We start from the raw sequence: 19,046 nt of genomic DNA, 5'->3' as shown, positions 1-19,046 counted from the left end.
GCGAATGGCGGCTTTCGGCGAAGGAAATTAGCGGGCGGAAAATCCGCGATTATAAAGGCAGAACCTGACGGTTGGATCAACTTTGTCATCGCCTGTTGCGTGCCGGACAAGCCCCACCGGGCCTTCAGGCATGCGCCTTGCCGGCCCGCGCGGCGGCGATGAAATCGGCCAGCGTGACGCGGTCGAACTCCGCCATCAGCGCGGCCTGCGCGACGCCCAGCGCGCGGTCCAGCGTGCCCGTGACGGCCCGCTCGACGGGGCAGTGCGGGTGATCGCTGGTGCTGCCCAGCGCGAAGACGGCCGGCTCGCCCAGGGCGCGGTAGACGTCGCCCACGGTCAGATCCTGCGGATCGGCCAGCAATGCCCAGCCTCCGCCGCGGCCTTGCGAAGAGCCCACGTAGCCGGCGTCGCGCAGGCCCGCCATCATGCGGCGCACCTGCACGGGGTTGGTATCCAGCATCGCGCCGATCTGCTCCGAGCTGGCGGTGCCTTCTTTGCCGTAGATGTGAACCAGCACGTGCAGCATGCGCGACAGCCGGAAGTCGTTTCTCATCGTTCCTCCAAAACCCGCAGTTTACCGTAACTCGGCGAGTTGCAGTAACGCCGGTGACGTGATACCGTAACGTCTAGAGTTTCAGTTTTCGTGCAAGAGGAGGAGACATGCTTCAGTACAGGAACATCGACGCCAACGGCCTGCGCTTCGCCGTGGCCGAGCAGGGAACGGGGCCGCTGGTGCTGCTGTGCCACGGCTTTCCCGAAACGTCGTATGCGTGGCGCCACCAGATCGGCGCGCTGGCCGCCGCCGGCTATCGTGCCGTGGCGCCGGACCTGCGCGGCTACGGCGGAACGGACCGCCCGGCCGATCCGCAGCAGTACACGGTGTGGCACCTGGTCGGCGACCTGGTAGGCATCCTCGATGCGCTGGGCGAAACGCAAGCGGTGGTGGTGGGGAACGACTGGGGTGCCACCGTCGCGTGGCATGCGGCACTGCTGCGGCCGGACCGTTTTCGGGCCGTCGTCGGCATCGGCGTGCCGATGATGGGCCGCGCGCCGCGTGCCCCCAGCCTGCTGTTCCCCCGCACGGAGGAGGCGCTGTTCTACACGCTGTACTTCCAGCAGAGCGGCGTGGCGGAGCGCGAGCTGGAAGCGGACGTGCCGGCCACGCTGCGCAAGATCCTGTTCGCGGGGACGGGGGAGGGCGGCCTCAATCCGTTCGGCATGGTCGATCGCGCCGCGGGCATGCTGGCGCCGCTGCCGGACGCATTGCCGGCCTGGCTCACGCAGCACGACCTCGACACCTTTGCGCAGTCCTTCGCGGCCAGCGGCTTTCGCGGCCCGTTGAACTACTACCGGAACCTGGACCGGAACTGGGAACTGCAGGGGGCGTTGGAGGGACTGCGGGTCACGGTGCCGGCGCTGTACCTGGCCGGCGAGCGCGACCCGGGGCTGGCGATGCCCGGCATGCGTGCCATCGTCGACGCGATGCCGGCGCTGGTGCCGGACCTGCGCGGCAGCGTGATGCTGCCTTGCGGGCACTGGGTGCCGCAGGAAGCGCCGGCGCTCGTCAACGAGGCGCTGCTCGGCTTCCTGCGGGAGCTGGACTGATTTATTCGCTGAGCGCGGCGGCCAGTCCGGCCACCTTCGTGCCATCGGCGCCGACGGCCTTCACGAGGCGCTTGCCGCTAAACGATAGGTTTTACTGTTGGATGCTCTGGCCGATGACCTTGATGGCCGTTTCCATCTCCTCGATCGAGCGCATCCGCCGGCCCGCTGCCGTGCGGACGTACTCGCCGACGACGATGTCGACGTCGCCCCGTGCAGCCTCGCGCCGTCGCGTGGCGGCGCTCAGCGCGTCCGTGGCAGCGATGGCGTTCTTGCGGGCCAGCGCGGCGGCGGCCGTATCCGTCTCGACGCGGGCGCGGGCTTGCTGGTAATTCGCTTTCGCGCCAGGCAGCAGGGCGGTATTGCCTTGCTCGGCCGCCGTCTCGGCCACGCGCAGCGTGCCTTCGGCCACGGTCAGCTGTTTCAGGCTGGCGTCGAGCACCTGCTCCGCGTTCGACCGGTCGCGTTCCGCTTGCGTGGCGGCGGCCGTTTCCGTGGCGACCAGCACGTCCGCGGCGAGCAGCTGCGTGTCGATGGCGTCGCGGTAGCGGCCCAGCGCTTCCAGGGCATTGACCAGCGCATCGCCGCCGGCCTGCCCGGTGGCCGGCACCACCGCGTTCTGCACGGCGGCGAAGGCGCTCGTCACCTGCGTGTGTGTCAGCGTGCCGTCCACTGCATTGCGTTGGGCATCGCTGGGGGCGTCCTTCATCGTGGCGGCCCAGCGCGCGCGCAGCTGCTGCGCGAACGCGTTCGACTGGACGTGCCCCGCCACCTCCTTCAACTGGCTGTCGCCCTGCTGGCGGTAGTGCTCGTCGAACAGCGTCCACGTCTGGCCATGCGCGGCGACGGCGGGACCGGTCTGCCCCCGTGTCAGCGAGGTCAGTTCGGCCGAGGCGCGGTTGCGCTCCGTGTCGGACAGATTGGTATCGTCCTTGCGGTTGCGCAGCTCGGCGACGCGCAGCAGGTTCGTGTCGAACTTGCCGCCCATGTTGTACAGCGCGAGGTTCTTCGCCGCGTTGACCATCGCCGCCGGATCGGAACCCATCGACTTCACATACCAGTTGCCGACATCGTCCTTGGCGACGACGAAGTTGGAACTGCCGGCCGCGCTCACGCGCACCGTGTTGATGTTCTGCCAGAAGGCTTTGTCGAGGCCGGCGCGGAGCTGCCGGACGTCTTTCGGGTCTTGGCCGATGTGGAACATGTCGAGGATCTGGTCGTTGAGCATGTTCTGCCAGCCCAGGCCCGGGTCCTGTTGCGTGTACGTGGCAGCGAACACGGAGCGCAGATAGGCGCTGCTGGGGCGCAGGTAGATCATCAGCGAGCGCTGGTTCCGCGCTTCCGTCAAGGCCTGCGCGATGCGCTTGCTTTCGGGGCCATCCTTGCCGTACAACCTGATCGCCTTGATGTGCTCGTACCGGAGCTGGGTAATCTCGGCGTCGATGACATCGATGGCGGGCTGGACCTTTTGGGTCTGGTTGGCCAGCGACCTGGATTTGTTGCGTTCCGATTCTTCGGTGGTGCCGGCAACCTGCACATCCTTGTCGAACTTGCGGCGGTTCTGCAGGTCGTCGATGTGCAGCAGGATGGAATTGGCCACCGCTTCGAACAGGGCGCGGTAGCGGGGCGAGTCTTCGTCGTCGTCCTCGATCAGCCATTGGTTCGTCGACAGGAACAACATTCGCGCGGCCAGGTCGGTTAGTGCGCTTTCCAGCGTCACCCGTGCGTCGGACGGGGCGGGCGAAGGGCCGCTGGAGCGGCTTTTCTGGGCAACCGCCTCGGTGCTCACCGCGTTCGCGAGTTCATCGATACCTTTTTCAAAGCGCCCGGCCGTGAAGCCGGCATTGTTGTCCAGTTTGACTTCTTCGCACGTGAGCGGTGCCACCGCCAACGTGGCGTCGCGATTCAGGTAAAAGCTCAGCAGGTCGTTGACCTGCATTGCCAGCCGCTTGCGCTTTTCCAGGGCGGTGTCCTGCAGCGTGATGCCGGCCAGGTAGCTGCGCTTGATCTGCTTGCCGAAGCAGGTGCGCAGCTCGGTCAGGTGGGCATCATCCTTGAACGCTTTCTCCAGCAAGCTGTTCCGGGCCGACATCATCAGCGGTTTCGCCGACAGCGCCATCGAGATCACCTGCTGGCTCTGGATGTCTTCGTTGTTGACGAGCGGGCCCTTGTAAACGTCGACGTCGATCTGCAGCGACGCGCAACCGCTCAGCACACACAGGAACGACACGGCGGCAACCAGCCGCAAGGTGGTGGACAGGTAGGACATGGCAGCTCCTCAAGGTTGCCTGGTCAATACGCGCAGCCGTTCCTTGTCGCTGTGCAGTACCGTCAGCCTGGCGAACATCGTGCGATCGAGTTCGGCGCCCGTGTCGCCGTACCGCACCTGTGCGACGGTGCCCAGCGCGCTGGAGAATGCCTGCTCCACCGTCTCCGGGCTCGAACCCATGATGATCACGAGCCGGTGGCCGCGCGGCGCCTCGCGAAAGCCTTCCGGACCGAAGACCACGAGGCCGCGGCCGGCATCCTTCAGGTCGGACGCATCGCCACCGCTGCCATAGCCGACATCGCTGGTCTTGCCGGTGAAGCTGATATTGCGATTGAGCGAATCGACCACCTCGGCCGGCACCCAGCTCGACGCGAACTTGGTGGCATTGAGCACGCTGGACTGGCCGCGCACGCGGATGCGGTACACGGCGGGCGGCAACTGCTCCTGCGGATCGAAGCTGCCGAGATAGTAGGTCTGCTCTACCTCGGCGCTGGGCGAGACGGCCAGCGCGGCCGTGCCGATGCCGACGCCAGCCCGCTGCGCCACCGACAGGTCGGCACAGCCGCCGAGCAGCGCGGGGATCGGACCGAGAATCGTGAAGACGAGTGCTGCCGCACGGCCGTAACGGCCGCGTAACCGAAAGAGTGCCATGTCCATCCCCGTTGTGGTTTATTGTAAATATCTTTTTGCTAATTGACTGTAATACTGATCAGCACCCCGCATTGTCACCAATTGTCACGCGTAGCGACTTTGCAACAGTTGGGAACGGGGGAGAAGTGACGGCCGGTAGCTGCGCGCTTGCGGCGTGGCGAACTACAATCGGCATCATCACAAGGAGACAGCCATGACCGACACCACCTGGCACGACCGTGCCCGCAACCTGAACATCGACGGGCGCGCCTTCATCGACGGCCAGCGCACCTGGTCGCGCAGCGGGCAGCAGTTCGACAACCTGTCGCCGATCGACGGCCGCAACCTTGGCCCCGTCGCGCGCTGCGGCGCTGACGACGTGGAGCTCGCTGTCGCCAATGCCCGTGCCGCATTCGAGGACGGCCGCTGGGCCAACCTGGCGCCGGCCAAGCGCAAGCGCGTGCTCGTCAAGTTCGCCGACCTGATGCAGCGCCACCGCGACGAGCTGGCGCTGCTGGAGACGCTCGACATGGGCAAGCCGATCAAGTACAGCCTGTCCGTCGATCTCGGTGGCGCGGCCAACTGCATCCGCTGGTATGGCGAAGCGATCGACAAGGTGTATGGCGAGATCGCGCCCGCGCCCAGCGACAGCCTGGCGTTGATCACGCGCGAGCCGGTAGGTGTCGTGGCCGCGATCGTGCCGTGGAATTACCCGATGCTGATGGCGTCGTGGAAGATCGCGCCGGCGCTCGCGGCCGGCAACAGCGTCGTGCTGAAGCCTTCCGAGAAGTCGCCGTTGACGGCGCTGCGCCTCGCCGAGCTGGCGCTGGAGGCAGGCATACCGCCCGGCGTGTTCAATGTGCTGCCGGGCTTCGGCAACGAGGCGGGCAGCGCGCTGGCGCTGCACATGGACGTCGACTGCATCGCGTTCACTGGTTCCACCCGCGTGGGCAAGCAGATCCTGCAGATGGCGGGGCAGTCGAACCTGAAGCGGGCGTGGACGGAACTGGGCGGCAAGTCCGCCAACATCGTCTGCGCCGACTGCCCGGACCTCGATGCGGCGGTGGCCGCGTCGATCGGCTCGATCTTCTTCAACCAGGGCGAGAGCTGCAATGCGCCGTCACGACTGTTCGTCGAGGAGTCGATCCGTGAGCGCTTCATCGAGAAGGCGCTGGCGCTGGTGCCCGACTTCACGCCGGGCGATCCGCTCGACGAGAACACGGTGATGGGCGCGATCGTCGACGACATCCAGCTCGGCACGATCATGAAGTACATCGGCGAAGGCAAGGCTGCCGGCGCCCGCTTGCTGGCAGGCGGCGAACGGATGCGGCTCGAATCGGGCGGCTACTACGTCGCCCCGACGATCTTCGACAATGTCCACGCGGACATGTCGATCGCCCGCGAAGAGATTTTCGGCCCCGTGCTGTCCGTGCTCGGCTTCACGTCGCTGGACGACGCTGTGAAGCAGGCCAACGCCACGCAGTACGGCCTGCACGCAGCGGTATGGACGTCCGACCTGTCGAAAGCGATCCGCACGTCGCGCGCGCTGCGCGCCGGCACCGTACACGTGAACCAGTACGACAACGACGACATCACGGTGCCGTTCGGCGGCTACAAACAATCCGGCAACGGCCGCGACAAATCGCTGCACGCGTTCGACAAGTACACGGAGTTGAAGACGACGTGGATACAGGTGGCACGCGCCTGACGAAGCGGCGGTGTCACCTTCGCCGACGGCGCGTCCACGTCAGCAGCCCCAGCCCGGCGCCAAGCATCGCCCATTGCGACGGCTCGGGCACTGGCGGCGCGCCGGCGCCGTTGTAGCTGCCAGCGTACTGGCTGATGACGAGCTGGTACTGATCGGCATCGTTCAGAAGCGCCGATGTAATGTCGTACGACGCCGCGGCAGGGTCCAGCACGACGAAATCGTTGTACACCCGGTTGCGGAAGTTGATGTCCCCGGGCGCGAACGAGAACACCGTTTCCCCGGTCGTCGCGTTCGTTAACGTTGCCGTGAACCGCACTTCGGACGTGAGGTCAGTGTGCGCGCCGTTGTGCCACACCTTCGTGTAGGGATCCGCGTCGAACGACAGTCGCAGGCGATCCGGATGGGCAAGCCGGAAGGTGAGTGTCATGTCGGCCGTGCTTTCGCTGCCATATTTTCCGCCTGGAGCCTCATGCTCGATACCCACGTCTCCTCGCGTGTCGATGGCGAGCGAGGAGGGTGTATCAGCCAGCAGCTGTCCGCGCAACTGCTGGTCCGAATTGTCGTAGTCGGCGTAATGGAACGTGTAGGCAGCGTCCGAAAACGGCGCGAAATAGTTCTGCAGCACAGGGTTGCAGGACTGCCCGCCATGCCCGAAGCCGCAGATCGCGGGCAGGTCGGCATTGCCGAGGCTGCTCGAGTATTGCCACATGCCGCCGTGCTCGGGTGGCCCGATATACCCCGAGTTCCCGAACACACTCGACACTTGCAGCGAAGCGAAGCTGCCCAGTGTAAACGGCGTTCCCTGCCCATTGTCGAGCGCGAGCCTGTCGACCCGGAGAATCGCTTCCCCTTGTCCCAAGGCATACGCATTTGTCGCTGCAACCAGCATGGCCATCAGCGTCACGCGTTGTCTGTTCCCCATCTGCGTCTCCCCCGTGCAAGCCTGTGCAATTCAGCATAGGCGGCGACTCACCAAAGCGCCAGGAAAGTCGTCGCGAAAATCGTCACGGCACTACATGTTCACACTGCCGGACATCCTCCTCACAGCATGCGCTCCAGCAGCTCCTGCAGCTGCTGGCGGTCCGCCGCGTCCAGGCGCTCCGTCAACGGTGCGAGGGCTTGGCGCAATTGCTGCAGCAGGCGCTCGACGAGCGCCACGCCTTCTTCCGTCAAGAACACGTCGGTGGCGCGGCCGTCCGCCAGGTTCTGGGCGCGCGCGACCAGCCCACGCTTTTCCGCGCGCGCGATCAGGCCGGACATCGTCTGCTTCTCCAGCCCCAGGTGTTCGGCCAGTTCGGCCATCCGCGGGCGGCGGTCGCGCAGGATGCCCAGCACGCGCAGCAACGTCAGCGACAGGTCGTTCTCGGCGCCGATCTTGTTCAGCACGGCCATCGTCGCAAAGGCGACAGGAACCAGCGCATCAGCCAGGGCCGCGCCATCGACGGCAGTGGATTTCGTTTTGTTTTTCATCGTGACGCCATCTTGACATAGTTCGTAATGCGCATCAATAATAGATCGTAATACGAACCTTTATTTGTCTCGCTCTTCCCACTCTGCCCAGGAGGCTCCCATGAAAGCTGCCGTCGTCACCTCGTTCGACCACCCGCCCCGCTACAGCGACATCGCCGACCCCGTGCCCGATGGGCCCGATGAAATCCTCGTCGACGTGCTTGCCGCGGGCCTGCATCACGTCACGCGCGGCCGCGCCTCGGGCGCCCACTACTCGAGCGGCACTGCGCTGCCGCTCATCCCCGGCATCGACGGCGTCGGCCGCGGTCCGGACGGCACCTTGCGCTACTTCGTGCAGGGCCCCGGCATGGCCGGCTCGATGGCGCAGAAGACGGTGATCGACCGCGCCCGCAGCATCGCACTGCCGGGCGACTGCGACCCGGTGGCGCTCGCCGCCGCGATGAACCCCGGCATGGCGGCGTGGCTCGCATTGCGCTGCCGCGTGCCGTTCCAGGCCGGCCAAAAGGTGCTGATCCTGGGCGCGACGGGCAGCTCAGGCAGCATGGCCGTGCAGATCGCCCGGCACCTAGGCGCGGCACAGGTGATCGCGGCGGGCCGCGACGAACACAAGCTGGCGGCACTGCCGGCGCTGGGCGCGACCGATACCGTACCGCTGGGCGATCCGCGGCTTGGCACGCTGGCGCGCGACGTGGACGTGGTGCTGGACTTCGTGTGGGGCGACGTGGCGATGCGCTGCATGGAAGCGGTGCTGAAGCAGCGCACGGACCGCGGCCTGCCGCTGGCGTGGATCCACGTCGGTTCAATGGCGGGGGAGACGGCGGCGCTGCCGGGTATGTTCCTGCGCGCGGCAAACGTGCAGATTGTCGGCAGCGGCCTGGGTTCCGTGTCGGACCGGGCGATCCTGGCGGAGCTGCCCGCGCTGGCGCTGGAGATCGCGCGCGGCACGTTCCAGCTGGACGTGCAGGCAGTGCCGCTTGCGGAAGTGGAGAAGGCGTGGTCCGATCCGGCCCGCGGTGGCGGGCGGATCGTGTTCACGCCGTGAGGCAGCTCAGAAGCAGTGTTCGAGCGCGGGGAAGCTGCCGTCCTTCACGGCGGCCACATACGCGGCGAACGCGTCGCCGATGCTCGGCTGGCCTTCCATGAAGTTGCGCACGAAGCGCGCCTTGCGCCCCGGGAAGACGCCCAGCAGGTCGTGCATCACGAGCACCTGGCCGGAGCAGTCCGGACCCGCACCGATGCCGATCGTCGGGATCGACAATGCATCGGTCACTTCCTTGCCGACGGCGGCCGGCACTGCCTCGAGCAGCACGATCGAGGCGCCGGCTTCCTGCAGCTTCAGTGCATCGGCTTTCAGCGCCTCGGCGCCTTCCACCGTCTTGCCCTGCACCTTGTAGCCGCCCAGCTGGTGGACGAATTGCGGCGTCAGGCCGATGTGGGCGCACACGGGCACGCCGCGCTGGACGAGGAAACGCACCGTGTCGGCCAGCCAGCCGGCACCTTCGATCTTGACGATGTGCGCGCCCGCCTGCATCAGCTGCACGCAGCTGGCCAGCGCCTGTTCCGGCGTGCCGTAACTGCCGAACGGCAGGTCGGCCATGATCATCGCGGACTTCGCGCCGCGTGCCACGGCGGCCGTGTGGTACGCCACTTCCTGCACGGTGACGGGCAACGTCGACGTGTGGCCGTTGCACACCATGCCCAGCGAGTCGCCGATCAACAGCACCTCGACACCGCTCTTGTCCATCAAGGTCGCGAAGCTGGCGTCGTAGCACGTCAGCATCGTGATCTTCTCGCCGGCGGCGCGCAGCGCGGCCAGCGAGGGGAGCGTGACGGCCTTTTGCGCTACGGCCTTGGCCGGCGCCGGAACGCCGTTCGCAGCGGCGGCGGGAGCCGACAGATCTTTACCCTGCAGATAACCAGACATGGAAGTCCTCTAATAAAATCGTTACGGCGCGTATTCTAAACCCGCCCGTACGACCGTGCTGAATCTTCAACTGCAAGGAAGCGTTTTCGCTCCGGCAGATAGGTCGTTCGCACCGGTCAGTTCTGTAGTACATGTCCCCACCTCAAACGGCTGGCGTTCGTACAGCGGTCAGGCATAGCAACGTGGGCCTGTCGCTGCTTGGCATCCCAGCATCCGAAGCTAATCGGCGACGCTGAGCGCTAGTAGGCGAGTTAGAATCCGCTCAGTCAAACTGTCGTCTCGGAACATCAATGAACGCTCCTGCTCGTCGCTATGAACCCGGCCTGCCTGCCGTCATCGACGCATCTCATAACTACATGATCATCATTGATCTTCTGGGCGAGGGGGACCTGAAGACCTCTTGGACGACAGCCAGATGTGCGGCAGATCAGGCGGCGGGGATCGGAGCAACTACTTACTCAAGATACGTCAAAATCTTCAACAGACCGATGCTTGACGCGTTGTTAGCCGACATCGCAGAACGGGCTAGCGAAAGCAATGTTCCGCTGATCGCCTTCGATGCGCATGGGTCTCCTGATCGCGGTCTGTTGATTGCTCCAACAGACACCTATGCGCCATGGACGGAAGTTAAGGCGGCACTGCAACGTATTAATGAGCGTACTCGTAATGGAACCGGCGTAATTATGTCCAGCTGTTACGGAATGGCCGTGTGTTCTGGCATTGACATAACACAACCTGCCCCCTTTCAATTCTGCATCGCCCCGAAAAATGAGATAACGGCCGAGTGCGTCGAGACGAAAATGCGCCTGTTCGTCTCGACAATGTTCGAGACGCAGTCGATGGACCGAGCGGTGCAGCATTTGCAGCCCGACTACGACTATTGGCATTCTAACGAATACTTCTACAGCCAATTCATCGGGTTCTTGCAAAAGAATACGCGAGGACGAGGAAAGCAGAGATTTGTAGAGGAGCTGACATCGAAGCTACTCCTCGCGCAAGCCGGAGATAGGAACGCCGTGAAAATGGCGCGCCAGATGGCGAAGAACGGGACTAAAGACTTTGAAAAGCACTTCGTTCGCCTTTCCAACGTCTTTCTACACGGTAGAAACCACCTATCGTTCAAGCAGATCGACGAATACGCGGAGAAATGGCCTGTGTACTGATCGACCTTTCCGTTCTCGGAATTGCCGCAATTGTCGCTCGCACATTGGGCAGCTTTCGCCGGTGCTTACCGGCCCACAAACAAGAACCCCACCGCGGCCATGATGCACGCAAACGCGGCGAAATGCCGCCAGTGGAGGGGCTCGCCGAGCACGGTGACCATGAAGACGCCGAACACCACCAGCGCGATGGCTTCCTGCACCACCTTCAACTGGCCCGCGCTCCATCCCTGCGCGAAGCCGATCCGGTTTGCCGGCACGGCAAGGCAGTACTCGACGAAGGCGATGCCCCAGCTGATCAGGATGACGGAGAACAGGGGCTTGTTCATCCCTCCCTTGAGATGCCAGTACCACGCGATCGTCATGAAGATATTGGAGGCGGCGAGGAGCAGGAAAGTTTGCATGGGGTGCGCTGGAACGTGGATGAGATGACGCAAGTATACCGGCGCAGGCGCATCGCCAGCGCTGCCCTACGGATGCCCGTCACGCCACCTTGTCGATCCGCTGGTCGGCCACGCGCGCGCAGAAAGTCGCCGCCTTGCCCAAGCCCGGCACGACGACCTCCGGATCGATCTCCAGCAGCGGCACCAGCACGAAGGCCCGCTCGGTCATGCGCGGGTGCGGGACGGTCAATGTGGGGGTGGCGATGATGTCGTCGCCATACAGCAGCAGGTCCAGGTCCAGCGTGCGGGGGGCATTGCGGTAGGGGCGCTCGCGGCCATGCGCCTGTTCGATGTCGAACAGCGCGTCGAGCAGCGCCTGCGGTGCCAGCGTCGTGGCGACGCGGGCCACCGCGTTGATGTAGTCGTCGCCCGAGGAATCGATCGGCGCCGTACGGTACAGGCTCGAGACGGCCGTCACCGTTATGCCGGGGGCGCAGCGCAGGCGCGCGATCGCATCCTCTGCGTTGGCGCGGGCGTCGCCCAGGTTGGCGCCGATGCCGATCCAGGCTTGCATCGATTCAGCGCGGATCAGTCGACGGTCGGCACGTCGGCCGGGGCTGCCGCACCACCTTCGCCGTTGCGCTTGCGGCGCGGGCCGCGGCGGCGCTTGCGCGGTGCCGGGCTGCTTTCCGCGTCGGCGTGCACTTCCTCGCCTTCGTAGTCGGCGCCTTCGTCGCCCTGCTCGGTGGAGGCTTCCGCTTCCTCGCCATGGCGGGTGCCGCGGCGCGGTGGGCGCTTGCGCTTGCTGCCGGTGCCGGTGCCGGTGCCGGAAACGGCGGACACCATTTCGGCGCGCACCGTTTCGTCGGCTTCATAGAACGCGCTCCACCAGTTGCCCAGCTCCGGGTCGATCTCGCCGGAGGCGCAGCGCAGCAGCAGGAAGTCGAAGCCGGCGCGGAAGCGCAGGTGTTCCAGCAGCTTGTACGGGTTCTTGCCGTTGCGGCGCTCGAAGCGGGGCTGCATCGCCCAGATGTCGCGCATGTCCGAACCGATCTTGCGTTGCAGCGCCAGCTTCTCCGTCTGCGATTCGAGGACTTCGTCCGCGGCCAGGTGCAGCGCGGGGATCGGGAATTCGCCGGCGGCCTGGTAGGCGTTCCACTTCTCCAGCACCTGGTGCCACAGCAGCGACGCGAACAGGAAGCCCGGCGACACGGTCTTGCCGGCGGCGATGCGCTTGTCGGTGGCCTCCAGCGCCAGCGTGACGAACTTGAAGCCCAGCGGCTGTTCCAGCACGACGTCCAGCAGCGGCAGCAGGCCGTGGTGCAGGCCGGCCTTGCGCAGCTGCTGCAGGCAGGCCAGCGCACTGCCGCTCATCAGCAGTTTCAGCATCTCGTCGAACACACGCGCGGCAGGCACGTTGTTGATCAACGGCGCCATCACGGAGATCGGCGCGGCCGTCGTCGGTTCGATGTCGAATTTCAGCTTCGCGGCGAAGCGCACCACGCGCAGCATGCGCACCGGGTCTTCGCGGTAGCGGGCCTCGGGCTGGCCGATGATGCGCAGCGTTTTCGCGCGGATGTCGCGCATGCCGCCGTGGTAGTCCAGCACCTGCTGCGTGGCCGGGTTGTAGTACATCGCGTTGATCGTGAAGTCGCGGCGTTCCGCGTCTTCGGCCTGCGAGCCGAACGTGTTGTCGCGCAGGACGCGGCCGTGTTCATCCTTCGGCGCGTTGTCGGTGGTGGTGCCGCGGAACGTCGTCACTTCCAGCAGGTCCTGGCCGAACATCACGTGCACGATCTGGAAGCGGCGGCCGATGATGAAGGCGCGGCGGAACAGGCGTTTCACCTGTTCCGGCGTGGCGTTGGTGGCGATGTCGAAATCCTTCGGCTTCACGCCGAGCAGCAGGTCGCGCACGGCGCCGCCGACGACGAAGGCCTCGAACCCCGCCTCCTGCAACGTGGAGGTGACGCGGACGGCGTTGGACGACACCATCTTCGGGTCGATGCCATGTTGTTCCGGCCCCAGTACCTCGGGTTCGTCGGTGTTGCGGGGGGCTTTCACGCCCAGGATCTTGCGGATGAATTTCTTAATCATTGAATAGATGGAGTAAAGGCCAGCCCTGCTCGTTGGCGTGGCGCGTCAGGACGGCATTCGGGTTGGTCGCAACGGGATGCGTGACGATCGACAGCAGCGGCAGGTCGTTGTGCGAGTCGCTGTAGAAGTACACGTGCTCGAAATGCTCGAGCGTCTTGCCCATTTGTTCCAGCCATGCCTTGGTGTGCACGATCTTGCCCTCGCCCTGCGTCGGCGTGCCGTGCAGGCGGCCGGTGATGCGGCCGTCGACGACTTCCGGCAGCGCGGCGATCAGGTGCTCCACGCCGAACGCCTGCGCGATCGGGGCGGTGACGAAGTGGTTCGTCGCCGTCACGATCGCCACCAGGTCGCCCGCGTCCAGGTGGCGCTGCAGCAGCGCGCGCGCGGCGGGGCGGATGTTCGGTTCGACGACTTCGGTCATGAACTGCTGCTGCAGCGCCGCCAGCCGCTGCGGGTCGATCGTGGCCAGCGTGCCGAGCGCGAATTCGAGGTATTCGACGGCGTCCAGCGTGCCGGCTTCGTACTGGCCGTAGAAGTCCTTGTTGCGGCGCTCGAAGGCGGCGGCATCGACGGCGCCGACGCGGCACAGGAATTGCCCCCACTCGAAATCGGAGTCGATGGGCAGCAGCGTGTGGTCGAGGTCGAACAGGGCCAGGTTCATGGGAGCTTTCATTCCTTCTCGGCCTGCAGCCACTCGCGCAGCAGCGGCAGGGTGATCGGGCGTTGGGTTTCTAGGGAATATTGGTCGAGCGAGTCCAGCATCGAGGACAGCGAGCGCATGTCGCGCCTGAAATGGGACAGCAAATAGGGTAACACGCCGGGCGACAGCGTCAAGCCGCGGCTGGCCGCCGCCTGCGACAGCGCGGCCACCTTCTCGTCGTCCGTCAGCCCGTGCAGCTGGTAGATCAGGCCCCAGCCCATGCGCGTGCGCAGGTCCTCGCGCACCGGCAGAACGGCCGGCGGCACGGCGCCGCTGCACACCATGTAGGCACCGTTGGCGCGGATTTCGTTGAACATCGCGAACGCGTCGATCTGGGCGACGGGCGACAGCTTTTCGCAATCGTCGAGCAGGTACAGGTCGACCTCGGGCGAGTAGACGAATTCCGACTCGATCGAGAACGGCGAGATGTAGCGCGCCCGCTCGGTCGACGCGAGGGCTTTCAACAGGTGCGTCTTGCCCGCGCCCACCTCGCCCCACAGGTAGGCGAAATGTTCACGCGAGCCGCGGCCGGCGAACTGGCGCATCAGCGCCGCCACCTCGGCATTGCGGCCCACCTCGAACGACTCGAGCGTGTGGACCGGCTCCGCGCCCAGGTCCAGCACCAGCTGTTTCATGGCACTGGCCTCGGCTTCCTGGTCATTTGCATAACTCGCATTTCTTCACTATCGGCTTGGGCACATCATGCATTATAAAAGGCGGACGCCAGGTAGTGGCGGCGCAAGTGGCGCAGGGCGACGGCCAGCACGGCCGACGCGGGCAGCGCCAGCAGCACGCCGACGAAGCCGAACAGCTGGCCGAACGCCAGCAGCGCGAAGATCACGGTCAGCGGGCCCAGGCCGATCCGCTCGCCGACGAGGCGCGGCGTCAGCACGAAGCCTTCGATCACCTGGCCCAGGCCATAGATGACGGCGACGGCCACCACGCCGCTCCAGTCGGCAAACTGCAGCACGGCGGCCATCAGCGCCAGCACGAGGCCGATGCCGAAGCCGAGATACGGAATGAATACGAGCAGGCCGGTCAGGATGCCGACCGGCAGCGCCACGTCGAAGCCGGCGATCGCCAGCGCCGCCGAGTAGTACGCGGCCAGCACCAGCATCACGGTCAATTGGCCGCGCAGGTACTGGGCCAGCAGCGCATCGGCCTCCATCGCCATGTGCGCGGCCGGGTTGACCCAGCGGCGCGGCACTGCCTTGGCGATGCGCGACAGCAGCGCGGGCCAGTCCAGCAGCAGGTAGAACAGCACGACGGGAACGAGCGTCAGCGTGGCCAGCCACCCCAACACGGCGGTGCCGCCGATGCGGGCCGAGTTCAGCAGGGCGGACCAGATCTGGTCGCCGCTGGCGGCCAACTGCTCCGTCACGATCTGCTTGACGCCGGCCGGGTCGAAGCGCACCTGCACGCCCAGTTCCTGCAGCCGTGGCGCGAGCGCCGCGTTCAGTTTCGCCATGAAGGCGGGAATGGCGGCCTGCAGCAGCGGGATTTCCTTGCGCAGCACGGGAACGACGATCAGCACCAGCGCGCACAGCGCGGCGGCGAACAGCGTGATCACGACGGTGACGGCGGCCGTGCGCGGCAACGGCCAGCGGCCCAGCCGCACGCGGCACAGCCGGTCCACGGCCGGGTTCAGCGCATAGGCGATGATCGCCGCGGCCAGGAACGGCGTCAGCACGGGGCCCAGCAGCACGAGCAGGCAAACGAAGGCGGTCCACACGCCAACCCAGAATACCGTTTGTTTTTGTTCTGCGGTCAGGGAAAGGGGCATGGACGGGGGATCGGCGAAAAGAGAAGAATCGGTGGAGACGTTTTGTTAAAATAGCGGACTTGCCGGATTTGGCACCGTTTTTGATAAAAAAATGGCCAAAATCACCGCATCCGCCTTCTATTTTACCGCCTTCGCTGCGAAAAACACCATGAGCCAACCTTCCAACGTATCCCTGTCCTACCGTGACGCTGGCGTCGACATCGACGCGGGCGATGCCTTAGTCGAAGCGATCAAGCCATTTGCCAAGCGCACCCTGCGCGAAGGCGTGATGGGCGGCATCGGCGGTTTCGGCGCACTGTTCGAGATCAGCAAGAAGTACAAGGAGCCGGTGCTGGTGTCCGGCACGGACGGCGTGGGCACGAAGCTGAAGCTGGCCTTTGAACTGAACCGCCACGACACGGTGGGCATCGACCTGGTGGCGATGAGCGTCAACGACATCCTCGTGCAGGGTGCCGAGCCGCTGTTCTTCCTCGACTACTTCGCCTGCGGCAAACTGGACGTGCCGATCGCGACCGACGTCATCAAGGGCATCGCGAAAGGCTGCGAGCAGGCCGGCTGCGCGCTGATCGGCGGCGAAACGGCCGAGATGCCGAGCATGTACCCGGCCGGCGAATACGACCTGGCCGGCTTCGCCGTCGGCGCGGTGGAAAAATCGAAGCTGATCGACGGCTCGAAGATCGCCCCGGGCGACGTCGTGCTGGGCCTCGCATCGTCGGGCGCGCACTCGAACGGTTACTCGCTGGTGCGCAAGATCATCGAAGTGGCCAAGCCCGACCTGGAAGCGGACTTCCACGGCCGCAAGCTGGCCGACGTGCTGATGGAACCGACCCGCATCTACGTCAAGCCGCTGCTGGCGCTGATGGAATCGATGGAAGTGAAGGGCCTCGTGCACATCACGGGCGGCGGCCTGGTGGAAAACATCCCGCGCGTGCTGGCCGACAACCTGACCGCTGAACTCGACGGCAAGTCGTGGACGATGCCGCCGCTGTTCCAGTGGCTGCAGCAGCACGGCGGCGTCGCCGACGCCGAGATGCACCGCGTGTTCAACTGCGGCATCGGCATGACGGTGATCGTGTCGGCCGCGAACGCCGACGCGGCGATCGCCCAGCTGACGGCGGCCGGCGAGACCGTGTCGCGTATCGGTACGATCCGCGCCCGCAAAGAGGGCGAGCACCAGACGATCGTGGTGTAACCACAATGGACAACCGCCTGCCCGATGCGCGCATCGTCGCCTTCCTGCAGGCGGCGCTGCCGGATCTGTTGGGCGTGTGGCTGTTCGGCAGCGAGGCCACGGGGCATGCCACCGCCGACAGCGACGTCGACTTGGCCGTCCTCGTTGCCGGCAAGGTCGACGCTGTGCAGCTGTGGGACCTCGGCCAGCAACTGGCGATCCTGCTCGACCGCGATATCGACCTGCTGGACCTGCGCGTCGCCACCACGGTGATGCAATACCAGGTGATCACGACGGGACGCCGGCTGTGGCAGAAGGATGCCCAGGGCGCCCTCTACGAGTGCGCTATCCTCAGCGACAAGACGGAACTCGACAGTGCCCGCGCGGCGCTGCTGGCGGACATCCGGGAAGACGGGAGGGTGTATGGCAAGTCCGGTACCTGATGAAGTCATTCTGAACAAGGCCGCGACCATCGAGCGCTGCGTGAGCCGGGCGCGCGAAGAGTATGCGAAGGATCCGACGACGTTCCAGACCGACTACACGCGACAGGATGCGGCCATTCTCAATATCCAGCGCGCTTGCGAGGCAGCGCTGGACTGTGGCCAGCACATCATCCGGCGCGAACGGCTTGGCGTGCCACAGAGCTCGCGCGACGTGTTCCGTCTGCTGGCGGAGGCCGGGTGGATCGACCCCGCGCTGGCCGGCGCGATGCAGAAGATGGTCGGCTTTCGCAACATCGCGGTACACGACTACCAGACCTTGCAACTGCCGATCACCGTCGCCGTCATCCGCGATCACCTCGACGACTTCCTTGCATTCACGCAGCGCATGCTGACGCACGGCTCGGCCACCTGACGGCCTACCTCCGCAATACCTTCTCCACCCGCGCACAGCGCAACCGGAACGCATCCGGCATCCCCGACCCCAACAAAGGCCGCAGGTACAGCCGGAATGCATCCGTCACGTCCGTGCCGGAAGATGCGATGAACTCATCCTCCATCGTGCGCGTCTTGCCTGCGACGGCGTTCAACGGCAGCAGCTCGTAATCGGCAGAATAGAAGCCCGTGCGGCGGATCGCCACCGAGCCGTCGCGGTCGCCCCAGAACGCGTACTGCACGGCCTTTTCGCCCACTTCCCGCGCCTCGCGCTGGTCCACGTCCGATACGCAACCGATGAACGAGCGTTGCAGGTAGCCGAATGTGTCGCCGCGCACGCGCTTGATGCCCAGCTTCGCGCGGATCTCGTCGCACAGCAGGTCCGCCAGCGCGCCCGTGCCCGAGAGCTGCACGTTGCCGTGCGCATCGTGCTCCAGTTCCTTCGCCAGCAGGGTGGCGATCGGCGCGCCGCTGGCATCGTGGACGCCTTCCGAGACGGCGATCACGCAGCGGCCATGCCGCTCGTACGTGGCCTTCACGTCGGCCAGGAAGCGTTCGATGTCGAAGGTCCGCTCGGGCACGTAGATCAGGTGGGGGCCGTCGTCCGGGAACTTCTTGCCCAGCGCGGCAGCAGCGGTCAGGAAGCCCGCATGCCGGCCCATCACGACGCCGACGTACACGCCGGGCAGCGATGCGTTGTCCAGGTTCGCGCCGGCGAACGCCTGCGCGACGAAGCGGGCGGCGGACGGGAATCCGGGCGTGTGATCGTTGCCCACCAGGTCGTTGTCGATCGTCTTCGGGATGTGGATCGCGCGCAGCGGATAGCCGGCCGCGCGGGCCTGCTCGCTGACGATGCGCACCGTGTCCGACGAGTCGTTGCCGCCGATGTAGAAGAAGTGTTCGATCTGGTGCGCGCGCAGCACGTTGAAGATCTCGGCGCAGTATTTCTCGTCCGGCTTGTCCCGCGTCGAGCCCAGCGCCGACGACGGCGTTGCGGCCACCAGTTCCAGGTTGTGGCTTGTTTCCTGTGTCAGGTCGACGAAGTCCTCGTCGACGATGCCGCGCACGCCGTGCAGCGCGCCGTACACCCGGGTCACGTCGCGAAAGCGCCGCGCTTCGAGCGCCACGCCCACCAGCGACTGGTTGATGACGGCGGTGGGGCCGCCTCCCTGTGCCACCAGAATCTTGCCGGAACCCATAGCAACCTCCTGTCGGATGAGAGCCCACAGCTTACCCCTTTTTTGCCCTTCATCGTGGCTTCATGTGGCGCTCAGCCG

The 19,046-nt window shown here is 65.6% G+C and carries 20 protein-coding genes; 7 read left to right on the top strand and 13 right to left on the bottom strand.

Features of this window, described 5'->3' with window-relative positions; translation table 11 throughout:
• Positions 1-124: 124 nt before the first annotated feature.
• Entirely contained in the window at positions 125-553 is a 429-nt protein-coding gene (locus IP92_RS11080; protein WP_145874590.1) for an Rrf2 family transcriptional regulator, read from the bottom strand.
• Between the two features lie 107 nt (positions 554-660).
• On the opposite strand from IP92_RS11080, the gene IP92_RS11075 reads away from it, so the two are divergent.
• On the top strand, positions 661-1,605 hold the full coding sequence (locus IP92_RS11075; protein WP_145874589.1) for an alpha/beta fold hydrolase: 945 nt from the start codon (positions 661-663) through the stop codon (positions 1,603-1,605).
• Positions 1,606-1,696: 91 nt separating this feature from the next.
• Here IP92_RS11075 and IP92_RS11070 read toward each other — a convergent pair whose 3' ends face one another.
• Complete coding sequence (locus tag IP92_RS11070; RefSeq protein ID WP_145874588.1) at positions 1,697-3,871, bottom strand: hypothetical protein; 2,175 nt, start codon at positions 3,869-3,871, stop codon at positions 1,697-1,699.
• A gap of 9 nt (positions 3,872-3,880) precedes the next feature.
• The gene (locus IP92_RS11065) at positions 3,881-4,522 is read right to left on the bottom strand and encodes a hypothetical protein (protein ID WP_145874587.1); all 642 of its coding nucleotides are present in this window, start codon (positions 4,520-4,522) and stop codon (positions 3,881-3,883) included.
• A gap of 193 nt (positions 4,523-4,715) precedes the next feature.
• Here IP92_RS11065 and IP92_RS11060 point away from each other — a divergent pair, with 193 nt between their 5' ends.
• Positions 4,716-6,209 carry an aldehyde dehydrogenase gene (locus tag IP92_RS11060; RefSeq protein ID WP_145874586.1) on the top strand — a complete coding sequence of 498 codons (1,494 nt, stop codon included), beginning with the start codon at positions 4,716-4,718 and terminating at the stop codon, positions 6,207-6,209.
• A gap of 13 nt (positions 6,210-6,222) precedes the next feature.
• On the opposite strand, the gene IP92_RS11055 is transcribed toward IP92_RS11060, so the two are convergent.
• Positions 6,223-7,131: an EDSAP-1 family PEP-CTERM protein gene (locus IP92_RS11055; RefSeq protein ID WP_145874585.1), complete on the bottom strand. Its 909-nt coding sequence runs from the start codon at positions 7,129-7,131 to the stop codon at positions 6,223-6,225.
• A 119-nt stretch (positions 7,132-7,250) separates the two neighbouring features.
• Positions 7,251-7,679, bottom strand: a complete 429-nt coding sequence (locus tag IP92_RS11050) for a MarR family winged helix-turn-helix transcriptional regulator (protein WP_145874584.1) — start codon at positions 7,677-7,679, stop codon at positions 7,251-7,253.
• Between the two features lie 100 nt (positions 7,680-7,779).
• Between IP92_RS11050 and IP92_RS11045 the strand changes: the two genes are divergently transcribed.
• Positions 7,780-8,721 carry a quinone oxidoreductase family protein gene (locus tag IP92_RS11045; protein ID WP_145874583.1) on the top strand — a complete coding sequence of 314 codons (942 nt, stop codon included), beginning with the start codon at positions 7,780-7,782 and terminating at the stop codon, positions 8,719-8,721.
• 6 nt (positions 8,722-8,727) lie between these two features.
• On the opposite strand, the gene panB is transcribed toward IP92_RS11045, so the two are convergent.
• Positions 8,728-9,603 (bottom strand): 3-methyl-2-oxobutanoate hydroxymethyltransferase, encoded by an 876-nt coding sequence (gene panB, locus IP92_RS11040; RefSeq protein WP_145874582.1) that lies wholly within the window; start codon positions 9,601-9,603, stop codon positions 8,728-8,730.
• A gap of 290 nt (positions 9,604-9,893) precedes the next feature.
• On the opposite strand from panB, the gene IP92_RS11035 reads away from it, so the two are divergent.
• The gene (locus IP92_RS11035; protein ID WP_145874581.1) at positions 9,894-10,766 is read left to right on the top strand and encodes a hypothetical protein; all 873 of its coding nucleotides are present in this window, start codon (positions 9,894-9,896) and stop codon (positions 10,764-10,766) included.
• A gap of 65 nt (positions 10,767-10,831) precedes the next feature.
• On the opposite strand, the gene IP92_RS11030 is transcribed toward IP92_RS11035, so the two are convergent.
• The 6 genes from IP92_RS11030 to IP92_RS11005 all read right to left on the bottom strand — a co-directional run bounded on the left by IP92_RS11030 (position 10,832) and on the right by IP92_RS11005 (position 15,723).
• Positions 10,832-11,167 (bottom strand): DMT family protein, encoded by a 336-nt coding sequence (locus tag IP92_RS11030; protein ID WP_145874580.1) that lies wholly within the window; start codon positions 11,165-11,167, stop codon positions 10,832-10,834.
• Between the two features lie 79 nt (positions 11,168-11,246).
• Entirely contained in the window at positions 11,247-11,720 is a 474-nt protein-coding gene (folK, locus tag IP92_RS11025) for a 2-amino-4-hydroxy-6-hydroxymethyldihydropteridine diphosphokinase (protein WP_145874579.1), read from the bottom strand.
• A 14-nt stretch (positions 11,721-11,734) separates the two neighbouring features.
• The gene (gene pcnB, locus IP92_RS11020; protein WP_145874578.1) at positions 11,735-13,240 is read right to left on the bottom strand and encodes a polynucleotide adenylyltransferase PcnB; all 1,506 of its coding nucleotides are present in this window, start codon (positions 13,238-13,240) and stop codon (positions 11,735-11,737) included.
• Entirely contained in the window at positions 13,233-13,901 is a 669-nt protein-coding gene (locus tag IP92_RS11015) for a histidinol-phosphatase (protein WP_145874890.1), read from the bottom strand. Before IP92_RS11015 ends, pcnB begins: the two co-directional genes overlap by 8 nt.
• Before the next feature lie 8 nt (positions 13,902-13,909).
• Complete coding sequence (hda, locus tag IP92_RS11010) at positions 13,910-14,575, bottom strand: DnaA regulatory inactivator Hda (protein ID WP_145874577.1); 666 nt, start codon at positions 14,573-14,575, stop codon at positions 13,910-13,912.
• A gap of 65 nt (positions 14,576-14,640) precedes the next feature.
• On the bottom strand, positions 14,641-15,723 hold the full coding sequence (locus IP92_RS11005; protein WP_145874576.1) for an AI-2E family transporter: 1,083 nt from the start codon (positions 15,721-15,723) through the stop codon (positions 14,641-14,643).
• A 148-nt stretch (positions 15,724-15,871) separates the two neighbouring features.
• On the opposite strand from IP92_RS11005, the gene purM reads away from it, so the two are divergent.
• The 3 genes from purM to hepT are packed head-to-tail and all read left to right on the top strand — an operon-like array spanning position 15,872 to position 17,749.
• Positions 15,872-16,915, top strand: a complete 1,044-nt coding sequence (gene purM, locus IP92_RS11000) for a phosphoribosylformylglycinamidine cyclo-ligase (RefSeq protein ID WP_145874575.1) — start codon at positions 15,872-15,874, stop codon at positions 16,913-16,915.
• 5 nt (positions 16,916-16,920) lie between these two features.
• Positions 16,921-17,337: a type VII toxin-antitoxin system MntA family adenylyltransferase antitoxin gene (mntA, locus tag IP92_RS10995; RefSeq protein ID WP_145874574.1), complete on the top strand. Its 417-nt coding sequence runs from the start codon at positions 16,921-16,923 to the stop codon at positions 17,335-17,337.
• The gene (gene hepT, locus IP92_RS10990; protein ID WP_145874573.1) at positions 17,318-17,749 is read left to right on the top strand and encodes a type VII toxin-antitoxin system HepT family RNase toxin; all 432 of its coding nucleotides are present in this window, start codon (positions 17,318-17,320) and stop codon (positions 17,747-17,749) included. Before mntA ends, hepT begins: the two co-directional genes overlap by 20 nt.
• Before the next feature lie 4 nt (positions 17,750-17,753).
• Here hepT and IP92_RS10985 read toward each other — a convergent pair whose 3' ends face one another.
• Positions 17,754-18,968, bottom strand: coding sequence for a 6-phosphofructokinase (locus IP92_RS10985; RefSeq protein ID WP_145874572.1), 1,215 nt, complete (start codon positions 18,966-18,968; stop codon positions 17,754-17,756).
• Positions 18,969-19,046 lie beyond the last annotated feature (78 nt).

The sequence above is a fragment of the Pseudoduganella flava genome (assembly GCF_007830495.1).
Classification (GTDB): domain Bacteria; phylum Pseudomonadota; class Gammaproteobacteria; order Burkholderiales; family Burkholderiaceae_D; genus Rugamonas; species Rugamonas flava.
The sequence above is the reverse complement of the archived record's forward strand: the minus strand, read 5'-3'. Positions and strand labels throughout refer to the sequence as shown.

Coding starts and splice junctions, on each gene's coding strand:
- hepT (WP_145874573.1), top strand. CDS start 17,318: ATGGCAAGTCCGGTACCTGATGAAGTCATTCTGAACAAGGCCGCGACC.
- IP92_RS11005 (WP_145874576.1), bottom strand. CDS start 15,723: ATGCCCCTTTCCCTGACCGCAGAACAAAAACAAACGGTATTCTGGGTT.
- folK (WP_145874579.1), bottom strand. CDS start 11,720: ATGCAAGCCTGGATCGGCATCGGCGCCAACCTGGGCGACGCCCGCGCC.
- IP92_RS11065 (WP_145874587.1), bottom strand. CDS start 4,522: ATGGCACTCTTTCGGTTACGCGGCCGTTACGGCCGTGCGGCAGCACTC.
- panB (WP_145874582.1), bottom strand. CDS start 9,603: ATGTCTGGTTATCTGCAGGGTAAAGATCTGTCGGCTCCCGCCGCCGCT.
- IP92_RS10985 (WP_145874572.1), bottom strand. CDS start 18,968: ATGGGTTCCGGCAAGATTCTGGTGGCACAGGGAGGCGGCCCCACCGCC.
- IP92_RS11070 (WP_145874588.1), bottom strand. CDS start 3,871: ATGTCCTACCTGTCCACCACCTTGCGGCTGGTTGCCGCCGTGTCGTTC.
- hda (WP_145874577.1), bottom strand. CDS start 14,575: ATGAAACAGCTGGTGCTGGACCTGGGCGCGGAGCCGGTCCACACGCTC.
- pcnB (WP_145874578.1), bottom strand. CDS start 13,240: ATGATTAAGAAATTCATCCGCAAGATCCTGGGCGTGAAAGCCCCCCGC.
- IP92_RS11045 (WP_145874583.1), top strand. CDS start 7,780: ATGAAAGCTGCCGTCGTCACCTCGTTCGACCACCCGCCCCGCTACAGC.
- IP92_RS11050 (WP_145874584.1), bottom strand. CDS start 7,679: ATGAAAAACAAAACGAAATCCACTGCCGTCGATGGCGCGGCCCTGGCT.
- IP92_RS11055 (WP_145874585.1), bottom strand. CDS start 7,131: ATGGGGAACAGACAACGCGTGACGCTGATGGCCATGCTGGTTGCAGCG.
- IP92_RS11030 (WP_145874580.1), bottom strand. CDS start 11,167: ATGCAAACTTTCCTGCTCCTCGCCGCCTCCAATATCTTCATGACGATC.
- IP92_RS11060 (WP_145874586.1), top strand. CDS start 4,716: ATGACCGACACCACCTGGCACGACCGTGCCCGCAACCTGAACATCGAC.
- IP92_RS11015 (WP_145874890.1), bottom strand. CDS start 13,901: ATGAACCTGGCCCTGTTCGACCTCGACCACACGCTGCTGCCCATCGAC.
- IP92_RS11075 (WP_145874589.1), top strand. CDS start 661: ATGCTTCAGTACAGGAACATCGACGCCAACGGCCTGCGCTTCGCCGTG.
- IP92_RS11080 (WP_145874590.1), bottom strand. CDS start 553: ATGAGAAACGACTTCCGGCTGTCGCGCATGCTGCACGTGCTGGTTCAC.
- IP92_RS11035 (WP_145874581.1), top strand. CDS start 9,894: ATGAACGCTCCTGCTCGTCGCTATGAACCCGGCCTGCCTGCCGTCATC.
- purM (WP_145874575.1), top strand. CDS start 15,872: ATGAGCCAACCTTCCAACGTATCCCTGTCCTACCGTGACGCTGGCGTC.
- mntA (WP_145874574.1), top strand. CDS start 16,921: ATGGACAACCGCCTGCCCGATGCGCGCATCGTCGCCTTCCTGCAGGCG.